15 protein-coding genes are annotated in these 16,347 nt (G+C 54.1%); 6 read left to right on the top strand and 9 right to left on the bottom strand.

Annotated features, from left to right (window positions below):
• Positions 1-276 precede the first annotated feature (276 nt).
• The 3 genes from IE065_RS15325 to IE065_RS15315 all read right to left on the bottom strand — a co-directional run bounded on the left by IE065_RS15325 (position 277) and on the right by IE065_RS15315 (position 3,346).
• The gene (locus IE065_RS15325) at positions 277-1,050 is read right to left on the bottom strand and encodes a LamG domain-containing protein (protein ID WP_189516656.1); all 774 of its coding nucleotides are present in this window, start codon (positions 1,048-1,050) and stop codon (positions 277-279) included.
• Positions 1,051-1,123: 73 nt separating this feature from the next.
• Positions 1,124-2,848 (bottom strand): alpha-L-rhamnosidase-related protein, encoded by a 1,725-nt coding sequence (locus IE065_RS15320; protein ID WP_189516654.1) that lies wholly within the window; start codon positions 2,846-2,848, stop codon positions 1,124-1,126.
• 6 nt (positions 2,849-2,854) lie between these two features.
• A complete protein-coding gene (locus IE065_RS15315; RefSeq protein WP_189516652.1) occupies positions 2,855-3,346 on the bottom strand; it encodes a hypothetical protein in 492 nt (163 codons plus the stop codon).
• Positions 3,347-3,723: 377 nt separating this feature from the next.
• On the opposite strand from IE065_RS15315, the gene IE065_RS15310 reads away from it, so the two are divergent.
• Positions 3,724-4,395 (top strand): PEP-CTERM sorting domain-containing protein, encoded by a 672-nt coding sequence (locus IE065_RS15310; RefSeq protein ID WP_200163301.1) that lies wholly within the window; start codon positions 3,724-3,726, stop codon positions 4,393-4,395.
• A gap of 186 nt (positions 4,396-4,581) precedes the next feature.
• Entirely contained in the window at positions 4,582-5,406 is an 825-nt protein-coding gene (locus tag IE065_RS15305) for an outer membrane lipoprotein-sorting protein (RefSeq protein WP_189516650.1), read from the top strand.
• Positions 5,407-5,427: 21 nt separating this feature from the next.
• Here the strand turns inward: IE065_RS15305 and IE065_RS15300 are convergent, their stop codons facing one another.
• The 5 genes from IE065_RS15300 to IE065_RS15280 are packed head-to-tail and all read right to left on the bottom strand — an operon-like array spanning position 5,428 to position 7,855.
• The gene (locus IE065_RS15300) at positions 5,428-6,186 is read right to left on the bottom strand and encodes a DUF2071 domain-containing protein (RefSeq protein ID WP_189516648.1); all 759 of its coding nucleotides are present in this window, start codon (positions 6,184-6,186) and stop codon (positions 5,428-5,430) included.
• Positions 6,187-6,198: 12 nt separating this feature from the next.
• Entirely contained in the window at positions 6,199-6,660 is a 462-nt protein-coding gene (locus IE065_RS15295) for a thiol-disulfide oxidoreductase DCC family protein (RefSeq protein ID WP_189516647.1), read from the bottom strand.
• Complete coding sequence (locus IE065_RS15290) at positions 6,660-7,067, bottom strand: hypothetical protein (protein ID WP_189516646.1); 408 nt, start codon at positions 7,065-7,067, stop codon at positions 6,660-6,662. The genes IE065_RS15295 and IE065_RS15290 overlap by 1 nt, the downstream gene beginning before the upstream one ends.
• A gap of 57 nt (positions 7,068-7,124) precedes the next feature.
• Complete coding sequence (locus IE065_RS15285) at positions 7,125-7,292, bottom strand: hypothetical protein (RefSeq protein ID WP_189516645.1); 168 nt, start codon at positions 7,290-7,292, stop codon at positions 7,125-7,127.
• 32 nt (positions 7,293-7,324) lie between these two features.
• Positions 7,325-7,855 carry a GbsR/MarR family transcriptional regulator gene (locus tag IE065_RS15280; RefSeq protein WP_200163303.1) on the bottom strand — a complete coding sequence of 177 codons (531 nt, stop codon included), beginning with the start codon at positions 7,853-7,855 and terminating at the stop codon, positions 7,325-7,327.
• A gap of 248 nt (positions 7,856-8,103) precedes the next feature.
• Between IE065_RS15280 and IE065_RS15275 the strand changes: the two genes are divergently transcribed.
• The 3 genes from IE065_RS15275 to mnmM all read left to right on the top strand — a co-directional run bounded on the left by IE065_RS15275 (position 8,104) and on the right by mnmM (position 13,309).
• Positions 8,104-11,568, top strand: coding sequence for a PPi-type phosphoenolpyruvate carboxykinase family protein (locus tag IE065_RS15275; RefSeq protein ID WP_200163304.1), 3,465 nt, complete (start codon positions 8,104-8,106; stop codon positions 11,566-11,568).
• An 87-nt stretch (positions 11,569-11,655) separates the two neighbouring features.
• Positions 11,656-12,714 (top strand): NAD(P)/FAD-dependent oxidoreductase, encoded by a 1,059-nt coding sequence (locus IE065_RS15270; RefSeq protein ID WP_189516644.1) that lies wholly within the window; start codon positions 11,656-11,658, stop codon positions 12,712-12,714.
• Between the two features lie 25 nt (positions 12,715-12,739).
• Positions 12,740-13,309, top strand: coding sequence for a tRNA 5-(aminomethyl)-2-thiouridylate-methyltransferase MnmM (gene mnmM / locus IE065_RS15265; protein ID WP_189516643.1), 570 nt, complete (start codon positions 12,740-12,742; stop codon positions 13,307-13,309).
• A gap of 72 nt (positions 13,310-13,381) precedes the next feature.
• Here mnmM and IE065_RS15260 read toward each other — a convergent pair whose 3' ends face one another.
• Positions 13,382-14,383, bottom strand: a complete 1,002-nt coding sequence (locus tag IE065_RS15260; RefSeq protein WP_189516642.1) for an NAD(P)H-dependent glycerol-3-phosphate dehydrogenase — start codon at positions 14,381-14,383, stop codon at positions 13,382-13,384.
• Positions 14,384-14,676: 293 nt separating this feature from the next.
• Between IE065_RS15260 and IE065_RS15255 the strand changes: the two genes are divergently transcribed.
• The gene (locus IE065_RS15255) at positions 14,677-16,311 is read left to right on the top strand and encodes an FAD-dependent monooxygenase (protein ID WP_189516641.1); all 1,635 of its coding nucleotides are present in this window, start codon (positions 14,677-14,679) and stop codon (positions 16,309-16,311) included.
• Positions 16,312-16,347 lie beyond the last annotated feature (36 nt).

Here is a 16,347-nt window from a genome sequence, read left to right as displayed (position 1 = left end):
AGTTCAATGAGGTTTGTTTTCGGTGTAAAGCGCGAAGGCAACGAAACGCGGACTTCGGGGGGGGGGGGGCCTCCTCGGTGTCCCAAGGGGGGGGCAAAAAGTATCAACTAAGCCATGATTACACAAAAGCCATCCGCAAAACCATCGTCTTGCGAAAAGCCATAGGCAATTTGGGTTAATGTCGAAAATCCCATTGTGGTGAAAACCTCGAATCCTAACAACAAAAAAGTGCTCTTATTTATATTAATATTTTCACTGTCCCGTCCCTCACAACCGTCACAATTGCGCGAGGGCGAATATCTCGGCGGGAGTTAAGGCGCGGCGATAGACGGCTAAGCCCGCGAGCAGGCCGGTATAAAAGTTGCCGAGCTCGCCACTGCGGTCAACGGCACCCACGGTGAAGTCCGAGCCGTTCGGCCCGCCATCGTGTAAACCACCCGCCAAGCTGTAAGGGTTCACGCCCGGTCGTGCATCGAGCACGCCGTTGAGCCAAGCATAGCCCGTATTGCCGTCATAGCTCATTGCAATCACTGACCATTCGTCGCAAGGAACGGGAGACGCGCCAACAGGGCCATCGATGCAGTATTTATAGGCCGGTGTCGGCCCGCCAACATTGGACAGGTGGCCCGTGACTTGATCACGCTGCTGCCAGACGCTGATATTGAGAAAAAGGCCGTATTGGCGGCCTAAATTTGTCTCATTCCACTGCCCCGCAATAAACTCGCAGCCTTTGTGCTGCGAAGGCTGACGCTTCACCCAGGCAACAACGGTCAACTGACCGCCTGGCCCATGAATGTCCAGCGCCGGGCATTCGCTGCGCGGGCAATTGAGCCAATCGCCTTCCTTGATTTCGATTGCGGTACCTCCAAAGGGCGCAGCCTCGTCGTCAACGGTATTGAGCGGGCCAGCTTGAGCCGACAGCACGTAAGGCTCACCCTGCTGAGCGGCAAAGGACTCCCCTGCCCGATCAAAGCACCAAAAGGTCGCAAGATCGGGTATATCAGCGGGCTTGAAGGAGATGAGAAAATTCGGATTTACAGCTTCGGACATGGCAATGGATTCGCTTTGCGATTGATGGTAGCGGTTGATAAATGAACAAGTATTAGTGACCAGCCAAACGGAGTCAAACCGCAGACTGGAACTGATGCGAGCCAGCACCCTTCGCCGTAAACTCCTCCCCCGTAGGCAAGGTCACAAGTGCAGTCATGCCCTGCGGAACCTCAACCAATAAACGGAACGGCTCGCCGCTGCGTTGCTCAAAGGACACACACAGCGAACCAAGCGGCGTCGGGTGCCTCATGGCAGCACGCTCCAGCGATCCGGGCTGCGGGCGAATGCCCATCCGGTGGCAACCGGGCTCCAGTGGTTGAACGCCCATTAGACAGCGAGGAATGATGTTAGCCGGGGCCGCGCCCCAAGCGTGGTTCCAGTCCAGATTGTTCTTATATTTCCAATCCCAAGCTTCCCAGGTCATGGTGCTGCCAGACGCAATCATGTTCATCCACCCACGCTCATCGGTCGTAGTCATCAGGGAAAGCGCCGCATCGGCTTCGCCCGCTTTGTAGAGACCCTCCAATAGGAATTGCGCACCATAGACGCTACACGCCATGCCCCGAGACTTTACGAACATGACCACAGAGGCAAGTCGCTCTGGCGGGACCAAATCGAAGGCGAGCATGAAGGCGTTACTATGCAGCGATGCATGAGTAGAGCCTTCGCCATCAACATAAACGCCGCGATCATTGTCCCAAAGCAATTGATTCAGCGTCGCCAGCACGCGCTGTCGTTGTTCCTCAAAGTGGACGGCATCTTCTGTCTTTCCAAGGGCACGAGCGATGTTCCCCATCAGCCCGACAGCGTAGGCATGGTAGGCATTCACAACGGTGTTAATAGGAAGCATTTCGTGATTGTCGCGTTCTCCCGTGCCACCGGTGGTGAATGAGCCAGGAGGCCAGTCAACCAAATCGCGGAGGCCGTGCCCGAAGATGTAGCGCTCATGCCAAAGATTGAGCGTGCGCTCGAAAGCAGCGTCACAACGCGGATCATCTGAGCTGATGAGGCCATCTTCGCGGGCTAGCCCGATGAGGGTCTTGGCCTTGAGCACATCATAAAATGCTTCTAGAGACTGCGCGTCGCCGGTGTAACAATAATCCTCCCACGCCATCATCACCGAAACGAGTTGCCAGTCCGTCGGCCAAGTCGAAAACCGCAACAGGTATTCGTGGGTGTAACGAGCCAACGCGTATTCCTGATCGACACAGTAATGGCCGAGTTGGTTCACATAGGCATCGCCTTCGTAGGCGATTCGCTCGCGGTCACCATCGACATAAACGCCGCAAAAGGTCGTGGCTTTTATTGTGTATTTACACAGCTCCCAGACCGCATTCAGCGCATCGTCGGACGACTCAAAATGCGCCGCATTGTCGTCGAACGGATAATGGACAAAGACCTGCCGCACCGCCTGTATATCCAGATCGGGCACGCCCTCGATCTCTGCATAGCGAAACGGCAGCACTTCACCAATTTCAGGCGGCATCAGGATCGCTGCTGGCCCTGTATTGCGCTCATCCGGCGGGATGATTAGCCGGCTGCCTGCTGTAGCGAGATCCTGTTCGATCCGACGATAGCGAATCTTGCCCGGCGGCGCACGATCCACCCTGCCCTCACTCGTCAACGTTTCACCCAGATGGACCGTTACCCGGCCATTGCCCGGTACGATGAGCGTGCCAAAAGCCGACCGACCAAAATCGAGAAACCAAGCGCCATCGTCGTATTGATGAGCCGACGAGGGCGCAACAAGCGTTTCAACGAGGGTCTTAGGCTTTATGGTAAAAACGGGATCAGGCATAATGGTTCACGCAATCGCGGAACCAACAGTCTCATTCATTGGGCTAAGGTTCATCAAGTCCAATTCGAGCGCTGCTTTATCAGCCAGGTCTTTCACACGGAACGCCGCAGTCCTAGCTTTGTGGAGCGCTTCCTGGCCCTTTGAGGCCATTCCCGCCAACAAGTAAGCGCGCGCCGCAGACTCCCAAGCATAGCCTAGATAGAAAGCGCTCAGCTTGTGCTCTTGAGCTGTAGTAATGCCTAACTGAGCATAATGAATCCCCGTGGTCACGTCTCCAGTCAGTGCATAGACACGTGATAGTTGCCAGTAGCTGACAGCATCATTTTGCGGAGTACGTTCAGGGGCGAATTGCCAATGCCAAAACGAAGTTTCAGCCGCGCGAATCATACGGCGATTTTCCTCAGGTGTACGGACAGGGAGATTCATGAACTCCCAGCATTGATTAAACGCCTCAGCGGCGAAATGGCGGTGAGCCTTTTCAGGTGTTAGTGTATCCATGTAGCAGGTAGTTGGGATGTAGTATACGAGTATCAAAAGATGAAGGGAATGCCGATCAACGTCAAGATTAGGCCTTAGAAAAAAGAGCAATATCTTTGTAGATACGACGAGTCATTAGCAAAATTGCTACCATCATCGTGTGCTAAAACAGTTTCTATTCTCCTGTAGTTACACGTTTCATCATGTGAAATTTCATCCGTCCTTTTCATCATAGTGGTTGATGCCATTTCGCTGACTCTATCACACCATTATTTATCTTGATCATGGGTTTATTGAGCACCGTTACCGACGGACTGGTTGAAACCCGTTTTTTACTGGCTAAAATTAAGATCGTAATTATCGGGAATATATCCAAACTCTAATGCTCGTATCGTCCTATGAAAACCATCGCACTGCCAGTCGCAGCATTCTCATTGTTAGCCGCTAGCTCCGCACAAGCCATTGTCCAAGCCTATTGGGACATGGACTCCAGCACCGTCAGCGGCAAGCTCCCCCCCAGCCAAGGCACACAAGCAGGCAGCATTTCCACCAGTTTCGTGGAGTTTAGCGCAGGCTTCATTGGCGAGATCCAACCCGGCATCGGGGGCACAACAGAAAATATACTGCCACCACCGTCAGCGACCAATCGAGCCGTCGGTTTCTTCCGCGCTGGCTCGGTCTATTTTGATGGAGCGTTTGAGATGGCTAATTTCGACTTCACTGGCCTGACCGATGCCAGCCTCTCCTTCGCCTACCGCAGCGACAACGTCTTCACTTGGGACTCCAATCTCGAGATCGACTACCGTATCGACGACGGCTCTTGGGTCGACTTCGCTGAAGGTGAAACTTACAACCCAGATTGGACCATTGCCACGATTGACTTTGGCTCCATCCTTGATGGCCAGTCCAATGTGGACTTCCGCATCCGCACTGACTCGTGGGCCAGCATCGCTGGCTACCTCGATATCGACAACGTGCAAGTCAATGCCATTCCCGAGCCCTCAACTTATGCGCTTCTGCTTGGCATTAGCTTGCTGGGTTTAGTCGCTTGGCGGCGTAAACGAAGCTAAAGCAAGTTCGCAAATATTTACTCCCACGACCCGCAAGAACTCTGCGGGTCGTTTTGTTTACAAAATCATTAATCAGTAAACCCCGGATGTATCAATTATCTGGCCTCTGTCAGGCTACATCCCTATAAAGTGCACTCATTCTGAATCTCTTGCACAACTATGATCAAACCGAGTTTTAAACTGTCTTTGGCATTCATACTGTCGCCATTCGCCCTGCAAGCGAATGACGCCTCCAAACTGGATGGTCCGCAATTAATGAACCGCTACGCGGAAACACAGACCGTGGACGCCGAGCTGGCGTTTATTGAGCTGAAGACTTTCGAAACCGAAACACCCACCGAAAACATCATTAAAAAGCGTTTGCTCGCCGTAACTCGGAAAGACGGGAATGGCGGCTATGACTACCTGATCCGCCTCTTGGTCCCCAAAGACGTGGAGGGCGTTAGCGTCCTAACGAATGTCAATAACGGCAACACCGATCAATATCTTTACCTGCCCGCTCAAGGTAAGCCCGTGCAAATTGGCACCGGTATGTCCGGCAATTTCCTGGGCTCGGATTTCGCCTACGAAGACCTGATTCGCGAAACGCCCAGCAACTACAACTATGAACGCCTACCCGACGCCGTCGCCCAAGGCGAAGTCTGCGCCGTCATCCTAGCCAAGCCGAGCGAAGTCGAAGGAAGCCAATACGCCTACCGTAAAATTTACTTGGACCCCATCAGCTTTGAGGTCCGCAAAATCGAGTTTTTCAGCGAGGATGGCAGCGACCCCGTCAAGGAATTACAGGCCTACGAATATCGTTCGCCAAACGTAGATGGTTCGACCGTGCGCCCACGCTTCGCCGTGATGACCAATCTGGAAACCGGCACGATATCAGTCTTTAAAGTCCTCAAAAGCCGGCTAAACCTGCCCCTTGACGAAGCACTTTTCACGTCAGACAATTTGCCAAATATTTCCGAGTCAGACATCAATGGCCTCTTGGTTGAGGTCGACGCTGTCGGTTCGCATTAGCATTGGTGCCGTCCGCGGTATCTAAGCAGTAATTCGCTGAGGCGCACCCATGGCCACGTCGTCGAAGCCAGGCGTGAAGTGAGCGCCGATGTAACGCGCATTTGGCCAGAAGGGCTGATCGGCGTGAAGCATCGCATCATGCCAATATTGCAGGCGAGCACGGTGCATTCGCCATGGTGGATGCTCGACTCGGAATCGTAGTGCCTGCCCCAATCGCCGCGTGTAGGCATTGTAACGCTCAAGCACGAATTCTTCGAAGCTCCCGGGGTCGGTCGTCTCGGCAGCCAAGGCATAGTCAGCGTCGAATTCAATCCCGATCCGAAAGCCCAGTCGCCCGCCAAAACGCCGATTGCGTGTATCATGCGCATAACGAATCGTAGTGAACTGATAAGGCAGGCCATAGGTCATCGGGCCAGCCACCCGAGCGAGTAGTTTGGGAACATATTCCGCGAGAAAATAAATCCCCAGTTCGTTGCCGACACGCACGTATGTCCGCACATTCAAAAAGGCGTGCTCAGCCGGGCCCAGCAACCAGTGTGGCGCACCCGGCCAAGCATCGACTCGCAGGTCTTCCATGTGAAAGGCCACCAGCGTAACCACAGCCGTTCCCTCAAACGTATCCAGAGGAAACGGCGTGTGCGGCTGCAAGTCTTCCGCCGCAATCGCGAAGTGCATCATCAGCACATCGTGCCACGCTGCCCGCAGCAACGGCCCGCCCTCCTCGGCGAGACGCTCAACGGCCAACTGATGTGGCGCGACGGTAGTCGTTAGCGCATTCATTTTTCGTGGTGCTTAAGGATTAACTTTCAATTCGCAGTTGTCTTGGGCACAGCTTGGCGCGGGTTGGGCAAGCACCTCCCGCAGGTCGTCTTCGTCGCCATTGCTTAGTAGGCTCGACAACCGATAGCGATTGTTCGAGAGCTCGACAATCAATCGCCTCGCCAACGGTCGCCAATGTGGTTGCGCAAATTCAATTGCTCGCCCACGCCAGACTTCCAGCGCCCAGAGCACCATTAGCCAGCCGTCCAGCCCTTGCCAAATTTGCCCCTGCGGCCCCAGCACCGTCAGTTCTTCCCGCAGGTCGAACTGGTCAATGCCCGGAAACCGCTCGACCAGGTTCTCCGTTTGAAGAGGCAGGAATTTGATCCGCACAAACTTGGGCTGTCGGGCGATCCACCGATGCGCCCGACGGCAAATTTGGCAATCGGCATCAAAGAAAACCGTGAGTTCGTCAATCTTAGGTTGCGTGTCCATTAGTCCCCAGCTCCAGTTGCGTGTATCTGCCCGGTAGGGGGAACCGGAGGCGGCGCGCCCCAAAGCTGGGCCCGCTTGCGCATCCGGTTAAACAGATACAGGTTGAAGAAGTGCATGCCGCCAAGCACCAGCAGCACCACGCCAATGCGCGCGCTGAGAGCCTCGAATATCTCGGCCGTCGTTTCGGGCCGCATCCCATAACGCAAGTAAAGCGTCACGAAGCCAAAATTGACCAAGTAAAAGCCAACGATCAGCAAATGGTTAATGCTGTCCGCCAGTTCTTGATTACCAGCGCAGGCGTCGACAAGAAATATCCGGCCGTGGCGGTGAAGTGTTCTGCCAACCCACACCGTCAGCCCAATGCTGATCGGCAGGTAAAGCGCGTAAGTGATGATGAGTGGATTCATGTTCGTGGTTGTTTAAGGTGACCAAATGGTCGCATTATAGATTTCGTATTTTCGGTATTATCTGAAAATTAAATTAAAATAAAACGTCAGCGTATTGCCGCCAGCGAAGTTACCCAGCGCATGGCCGAGCCGACGACGACCAGGTCGCACATTGCGCTTCGTCTTAGCAGCAAGCGGCGCAGCGATGTTATTGTAATTTCGATTAATTCTGAAAATTATGTCCATGGCATTTATCTTTCTAGGTTGAACGTTGTTTCTTAGCCGAAGAGCTTCAGCGCGGCGGGAACGACTTTACTGCGTTCAGATCGAGAGATTCGATCCATTACCGTAGAGGCGGCGGCAACAAAGTCTCCCAAGTCACGCATCATCTTGGTGAACTCCTTGGCCTCAGCGGTTTTCAGTTTGTCCGTGCGTGCGGCGCAATCGCTGATCACCGCCATTGCTGGCTCGATTTCGCGACGCTTACGCTCACGCGTGATCGCGCAAAACATCTTCCAGACGTCCTTTTCTGCCTCATAATAGTCCTTACGCTCGCCCATGACAGCGACTGGACGCAGCAGCCCCCAACCCACCAACTCGCGAAGATTCGCGTTGGCGTTTCCCCGGCTGATCTGGATCTTCTCCATGATCTGGTCGGTGTTCATTGGCTCAGGATTCGTCATCAACAAAGCGTGAATCATGGCCATGGTGCGATTGATGCCCCAGGCGCTACCCATGGCTCCCCATTGGCGGACGAAATCTTCTCTCGCCTGCTCTAGCTCTGTCATCACTGGTTTTGTTGTTTCCATCTTGATTTTCAATAATTACCGAAAATTCAGATACCGCAATAATAATCGCTGGCAAAAAAAAACTTATCGAAACGAGTTGCCATTGATTCAATATGCTTATTCATTCGTTTCGTAATATTAGAAAATTTAAAGCAAAAGGATCAAGCTGCATACTTTGGGCGAAAAACATTGTCCTCACTGTTGGCCCTCTTTTTGCTATTGAGGTAGTTAGCGACCTTTAAAAAACACGAATAATAACCACTGCCGTAATGAATCTGGAAACCGCTATTGGACTAATGCCGAACGACGAACGCCGCGCTGTATCTCGCGACCCCTTTCTGATTGAGTACGCCAATCTGAAACTCGCGGGCCTCAAGCAGCCCATCGTTGGAGAGGAGGCAAATTACCCTTTCATGCGCTTGGCCAAAGGCCTGCTAGCGCAATACCAGGAGCAGACCCGCCTTTTGGCCGGTCACTTGAGCCCGGTTGACCAACGCGCCCAGAATTTCATCGATAAATATCTTGCTGATTTGCCCGAAACGGAGCCCCGCCCTCGCCTGCCTCACAGCACGCTTTGTCTGGACCGCCATGGCCTCGCCCGTGTGCTCTGCATGCCACCAGACAAGGACGAATTTTCCTCGGATATCATCAAGAGCTACCGCGTCCACAACGGCGTGCTCCACAACCCGAAGAATGATCGTCGCACGACCAAGGGTGTCTTCCACGTCGCCGAAGGCGGTTTGCCAATTCCAGCAGACAAGCTTTCGGTGCCGAAGCTCACATTTGCCCGTATGCTAACCGAGGCGCTCAACCCGCCCTCCGAGCTCAAGCAACTTCCCTTCACCTCAGAATTGCCTAAGCCCGCCGAAGTCTGGGCATCCCTACTCATGCGTCCCGTTGTATGCCCCGGCGTGGAGGGCATTATCTCGGAAAAACGCTACGAAGTACGCTTTTTTGCGCCCGGTAACCTCGTCAGCAATCTCGACTTTGTGGAAAGTATTTTCGGCAATGCAGGCGATCCGTTTCTTCCAGAAAACGACGCTGCCGTCGACGTGCGCCACTGGACTGGCCATACTGGCTGCGTAATCCTCGCCCCGCACCTGATAACCAAAACCAAGAAAGAACTTGGCCTGCCTCATATCGATGAAGCCACCGAGCTCCAAAAGCGCCAAGGTATGTGCTGGAGCAAAGATGACGAACTCTACAACGGCGGCTCAGCGTTCAAGCTAACCGCTCGTGACGCCAGCGGCGTTATTGTCACCATCATTGCAGACAACTATTTTGGCTATTGCAAAAAGGAGGTGAAGACTCAGATCAGCTTTGCCGCCAATTTATATGGCTTGGCTGAAGAAGAACACGCTGGCGGTGCCATCGCGTTCCCAAGCTACGACTTGGGCGAAGAATTCCGCTTGGCCAAATACATCCCCGAGCTCGACCATTCCTTCGAGCAGGCAATGCAATTGCTGGGTGACCGGGCTGTCCGGCAACCCGAGGGCTTCGCCATCGATAAGGAATATCCGGACATTCATTACGTGCCCGAGGATACCGAAATTTCGCTGGCCGAGCAAACCGTGTGCTGGGGCAAAAGCGATGGCCGCGTATGCATGCGCCTCCGCCCCCACATCACTTACGTGATGCCATCGGGTTACAAGATTGAGATGCTCCGCCCCGCAACCGAAGGTCGACGCTGGCGCCTCGTTGGCACGACTGCCGAAGGCACCTTCTGCCACAAACCCTGCACGGTCTCCGGCGGCGGCAAGTCGGAAATCTCCAAGTCCATTTCCGACGCTATTATCTACGCACCGGTCATTGTCGCCGATTTCGAGGCAGACTTTGCCCGCGTGGGAGAAATCATTGCCAAGGAATACGGCATGCGGTTCAAAGACGATTCGAAAAATCGCCCGAACGGTCGTAAAGTCCTCAGTAACGAGCGCACGCTGGGCTCCGTAATCAAGCTACTCACACCCGCTCCAGAATACACCGACGAATACAATGCGTGGCTGCGGGACATTCCCTTCTACATCAAAGAATTCGTCTTTATCCTCAAGCGCTTCTACAAAGAAGACTGGGAGGGCGACTGGCGCAGCCGTTTCAGTGTGGACAGCGTCAACGGTTCCTCTGGCAACTGGCTTAAATACAAGGAAATGCGCTTGGTCACCCAATATTTGCGCATCGGCTACAACGAAGACGGCTCATGGCGCATCTTTGGCCTACGTAAGGATTTCAATCCCGCCGCGAAGCTTCAGACTGAGGACGATATTTCCGCAGCTGTCGTTATGCCAACGGATGTCATCCCAAATCTCAATCAGCGCTACAGCAACCCCTCGGTCAAGTTCATCGAAAACTGCGAGTTCCGCCTCTTCCAACGTCCGGATGATGCAATCCATCGCGGCTACGACAAGCGCACGGAGTTGGATATGTCCAAAGCGGGCAATTTCTTCTCCAACTACGAACCACTCAGCCGTGAGTTCATCACGGATCTGACCGAAGACGCCATCCGCTTCGAGCAATATACCGAACCGATGCAAGAGGCCATCAAGGCCTGTCTCGCCGATGAGCGTAGCCAGTACATGGTCATCAATTCCAACCCGCGCATCGTCGATGGCGCGCCGACCAAAAACCCACGTTACTTGCAAGACCGCGACGACCTCGTTGACCCGCGTAATTTCTACTTGGGCGAAGTTGGCGTGCGTTTATTCCGCCGAATCGGTGAAGAGCAAGGCGTGCCCATGCCGGTCAACGCCGTGCTGCCAGGCCGTCGCAACAATCCACCGCAAGATGGTGTTCGCTCACTCGCGGTTTTCAACCCAATCCATTATCTCCCACTGCCAGAGTTCTTCATGGAGATTATTTCGTCGATGACAGGCAAGAGCCCATCGACGACTGGAGCCGGTTCCGAAGGCGCACTCACCAAGGGGCCATTCAATGCCCTGCCACCAATTGTTGACCTCAACAACGCGCTCGTGTCCTTCGTTCTGACTGGCTACCAGCCCTTCATCACTGCGGCAGGTTACGTCGGCCCGAAAAACCGTGTGGACCACGACATTTCGCTACTCGTGCCCGAGGTTTGGAGCCGCATGAAGCCACGTGAACGCGACCCAGAAGCGCTCATTTCCGATGGTATGCTCGAAGCTGTGCCCGATGTGGAATTCAATGGCAAAACGGTACGCTCAAGTGTCCTCGGCTACCGCATCACGGCTCGCTTTGTTCGCCATTACTTTGGCCGCGTATTCGGTAACCCAGCCGCTGTGCTAACCGATGAAATGCTCAAGCCAGAACTGCAAGGCCTTGATCTATACGCAGACGGCATGGATAACATTCTGGCCACCCACGAACGCGTGTCCGCACTGTATTTTGAGGATGGTTCCATCGACGGCGCTTGTCCGCCGCTGAAGGCCCTGCTTCACATTATGCGCGACGGCGAATACGAGGGAAAAACACTCGCCGATCCAGAAATTCGCGATCTCTTCTCCCGCAAAGCCATGATGGAGAGCGACTGGTATCAAGCCCGTCTAGCCTGCCGTCAGCAAGTGGAAGTGAACCTGTGGGAACGGCACAACGCCTATCTCAAGGCCGAGATTGAAAAGCACGCCGGCGAAGACCAAGGTGCGCAGCAACTCGACCTCCATGCTAGCCTTGAGCACGCCCGTGAAACCTTGGCTATTTATCGTAGCCCTGGTCGTATCAATCAACTACGTGGCACACTGGGCACCGAGCCATATCTCTATCGCTAGGCCACTGAATCTCCGTGCTCGCCAGAAGCCGATGAAGCAAATCGGCTTTACGGCGAGCACTGGATGGGCCAAAGGATTATCCGTTTCATGACTAATACAATCATTGTCGGTCAAGGTATGGCTGGCAGCGTGTTGGCGTGGGAACTTCACCAACGTGGGCACACCGTGCGCATCATAGATGACGGTCATCGCACGAGTTCTTCGCGAGTCGCCGCTGGCATGGTTAATCCCGTCCAGGGGCAGCGCCTCACTCTAGCTTGGCGGATCGAGGACTGCTTGCCAGTCGCACGACAGTTTTTTGACGAGATGGCGGAGCAGTTCGGACGTGTGTTTTTTCGTCCCGCACCCATCCTGCGCTTGGTTGCCAGTGAGAAGGAACACGACTACCTTGAAAAGCGACAAGCCGACGAACGCTTTACGCCTTACCTTGGTGAGTTCATGGCACCCAGCGAAAATGCGCCGCTCAACGATGATCACGGAGGCTTGTTCATCAACCACAGTGGCTACGTCGAAACAAATCCACTGCTCGATTACCTCCAGACATACTTCCGCGAACACGACATACTTTGCGATGCAGAGTTCGATCACGCCGAATTCGTTGTCACCGAAAATGAAGTCCGTTGGCGCGATCAAACGGCCGAGCGGATCATCTTCGCCGAGGGCTGGCGCATCTTGGAGAATCCCTTCTTTCGAGAATTTAATTTCCAGCCCAACAAAGGCGAGATTCTCACCCTCAAGTCAGACCAACCCTTTCCCACGCATCCTGTAAATCGCGGCAAGTGGATCATTCCTCAGCCCGACGGAAGTGCCTGGTGTGGTTCGACCTATGGCCGCGGCAAAACCGATCTCGAAACCACGCCCACCGGACGCGACGAAATACTTCATCAGGTCGAAGCGACGTTACCCACGCACGAGCTGAGCGTCACCGGTCATCGTGCAGGCATTCGTTGTGCAGCCGGCGACCACATACCGCGTGCAGGCTGGCACCCTGATCATCCTCGCATTGGCGTCTTCAACGGCTTCGGCTCCAAGGGCAATGTCTTCATCCCCTGGCTGGCTCAACGCTTTGCGGACCACCTGACCAGCGATACCCCCCTCCCCCCTGACTGCAACTTCGGCCTTAATCCTCCTCGCCGCAAAAAGTAGCCCCCCCTTTTGATTTCAATTTGCCATGGCCCGTTTAACGCAAGTCGCTCACACCCAACTCAGTGATACGATTCAGGCAGGAGACTACGCGATAGACGCCACGGCGGGCAACGGTCACGACACGCTGCTACTCGCGCGACTAGTCGGGTCAGCGGGCCGCGTGCTCGCCATTGACCGGCAGGCAACTGCATTGTCCACCACACAGCAACGCTTGACCATCGCCAGCCTACTCGACCGTGTCATCTTGACCGAAGGCGACCATGCAAACCTGCTTTCACTGGCCCCCCAAGACTGGCAAGGGCACGTCCAAGCGATTGTTTTCAATCTTGGCTACCTACCTGGCTCGGACAAACAAATCATCACGACAGCAGCTACAACTCGCAGTGCGCTAGACGCCTGCCTTCAGCTTCTGAAGCCGGGTGGGTTGCTCTCATTGCTCATCTATCGCGGCCACGCGGGCGGCCATGATGAGGAAGTCGTCATACTCGATTGGCTTGAGACCAACGCCAACCATTTCTCGTCCCTCACCTGGAACGATGGCGATTTTCCCACTGCCGACAGCCCGCGTTTGCTCAATGGCGTAATCAGCATCTAGCTGGAACCCTCCCTTCATCCTACTGAAAGAATGCACTAACGCATCTCAATGTAGCCACGGTTCGCAAACAAATCAATGTTCGGCCTTGAGCTGACGGCCCATCAGGTTGCTCACGACCTCTGTGGGATGCCCTTTCGAGTAGCAAACACGGTGAATTTCACCCAAAATCGGCGCATCGACACCAACTTTCTTGGCCATATCCTGTACACATTGCGCAGCCCAGTAGCCTTCCACCACGGTCTTCCGGCCAGAGAGTAGTTCATCGATCCCCTGCCCCTTTGCCAAGGCTTCGCCAAAAGTGCGATTACGGCTCCATTCACCATTACAGGTAGCAATCAGGTCGCCGAAGCCGCTCAGGCCGTAAAAGGTTTCTGGCTTGCCGCCGAGCGCTGCCCCGAGGCGCACCATTTCAGCAAGCGCACGGGTTAAATAGGCAGCCTTGGCGTTGTCACCAAGTTTCAAGCCATCACAAAGACCGGCTCCGATTGCATAGACATTTTTCAAGCTACCACCGAGCTCCACACCATGCAGGTCGTTGCTCCGATAAACGCGCAAACTTTCGCTGCTAATGGCATGCTGTGCTTCGAGGAGTTGATCAGCGTCACCCTCAGCCGCGAGCACAATCGCGGTTGGTTTGCCCGCTGCGACTTCCCCCGCAAATGTTGGCCCCGAAAGCACGGCGGCAGTCAACTCAGGCAAAAGGTCTTGGACGATTTCTGCGGGGGCACGGAGGGTCTCGCGCTCATAGCCTTTGCACAAGGCGATGGCCATCTTGAGCTGCTCTGCACCGAGTAATGCATCACGAACCTTTTCGCAGAGTTCACGTAGACCAGTCGACGGACAGGCCAAAATGACGTAATCGGCCTCCATCAGCACCGGGGCAATTTCACAGCCGATCTGGATATCTGACGGCAATGCATACCCTGGCAGGTAATCGCGATTTTCCCGCTCTGAGGCAAGTGCGAGTGCGTGTTCCATCCGACGCGGTGCCAGCGTCACCCGATTGCCAGCACGATGAAGTTGTATCGCCATTGCCGTGCCCCAGGCTCCGGCTCCAAGTATCGCAAAGTTCATCCGTAAAGGCTATGGCCTGCGCCCGCTGGGAGTCGCGCATAATCTGTCGCAAACTTCACTTATCTTCACTCTGGAAGATGCAAACGAGTCAGACGTTTGAATTGCTTCCCTACAAAATATACGATACCTAGAATGCCCCATGAAACTGGAATCTCGACTAATCGGGCTTATTAAAGGTTGGGGTAAAACAAATTTTTCAAACACCACTCGTTGCCAATCTGGTCACAGTGCGATAAATTAATTTGCATAAATTCTTTTCAAGGCGGCGTAATCACTTTATTCCTTCGATACTTATGTCTTCCCCGATTTTAATTGTTGGTGCCGGTCCTGTTGGCCTTTGTCTAGCCTGCGAACTCGCCCGCTACGGTGTTCCCTTTCGTCTGATTGAAAAACGCCCCGAAGCCTCAAAAACCTCGAAAGCACTCGGAATACACGCCCGCTCATTAGAAATGCTGGAAGACATGGGCCTTGTTGACCGGTTCATCGAACGTGGCCTGAAAGTCCACCGGATGAATTTTTACGCGGGAGGCAAGCAGCTCACACACGTGAATTTGAGCGAAGTCGACAGCAAACACAACTTCACGCTGGACCTTCCTCAAAACCTGACCGAAGCCCTATTCATTGAGCGGCTCGCTGAGATGGGGCACAAGGTGGAGCGTTACGTGGAATTGATGGGTCTTTCCCAGGACGAAGACGGCGTCGCCGTAGAACTGCGCAAAAAAGGCGGCGTGGTAGAAAAGTCCACCTACCCCTATGTCGTTGGTTGCGATGGCTCACATAGCATCGTACGCAAAATCTTAGGAATGCATTTCGACGGTAATGCCTACCCGGAGCATTTCGCCTTAGCCGACGTCCACATTGATTCCGCGCTCGCGCCAGACGAAATGCATATGTTTTTCCACGGTGATGGCTTCCTGATCCTCTTCCCTATGCGGGACAAGCGATTCCGCGTCATCGCTACAGTTTCTACAACTGATGAACCGGAACTGGACGAAGCGTATTTCCAGCAACTCATGGATAAACGCACCAAGCAGCAAAGCCACATCAGCGATGGCATATGGTTTTCCAATTTCCGCATTCATCATCGCATTGTGCAGGAATACCGTGATGGACGGGTTTTCTTGGCGGGCGACGCAGCGCATATTCACAGCCCTGCTGGCGGACAAGGTATGAATACCGGCATGCAGGATGCCTACAACTTAGCTTGGAAGCTCGCACTAAAATCAGAGAACCTAGGTGATTTACTTGAAAGCTATTCCCCCGAACGTCAGCCAATCGGGCGTGGTGTAGTGGAACTGACGGACCGCATGACCAAGGTTGCCACCATGCAGAATCCCGTTGGGGCAGCGATTCGTAACCGTTTGCTCCCAGTTATGGCGAGCCTCGGAATCGTACAACACAAAATGGTCGATTCCATTGAAGAAATAGACGTAAACTACCGGGACACCAAATGCGTGGGCGAGTACCTAGGGGCTGCTGCTGCCAGCACGCGATCACCCTTTGCCCAAGGTCCACAGCCTGGCGACCGTGCTCCGGACGCCATTGTAACCCAAAGTGAGAGTGGCAAGCCCACACGCTTGTATGATCTCTACCACGGCCCGCATTACACACTCCTGCTCTTTATCAGTTCTGACGCCAACGAAGATGAGCTGAGCCACATGAAATTGACCCTTGAACAGTCTCAACGGAGGCTGGGAAAATGGCTTAAATGTGCCTGTGTAAGTGGGCGCAAACTACCGCGCGGATTGGACTCAACCGATTACGTCTACCTCGATGCACGACTAACCGCACACAAGAACTACGGCGTAACTCAAGTTCAGGCTCTCTATTTAATTCGGCCAGATGGCTATATCGCCTTCCGAAGTCTCCCTCTGGATGGCAATTCGCTCATCGCCTACTTAAACCGCCTAAAAATCGGGACTGTTTAGAACCAACCACCGGAAGAACGCACGACACCGTGCTCA

Origin of the sequence: Cerasicoccus arenae (assembly GCF_014651635.1) — a bacterium.
GTDB lineage: Bacteria > Verrucomicrobiota > Verrucomicrobiia > Opitutales > Cerasicoccaceae > Cerasicoccus > Cerasicoccus arenae.
This window is presented reverse-complemented; position numbering and strand designations above follow the sequence as displayed.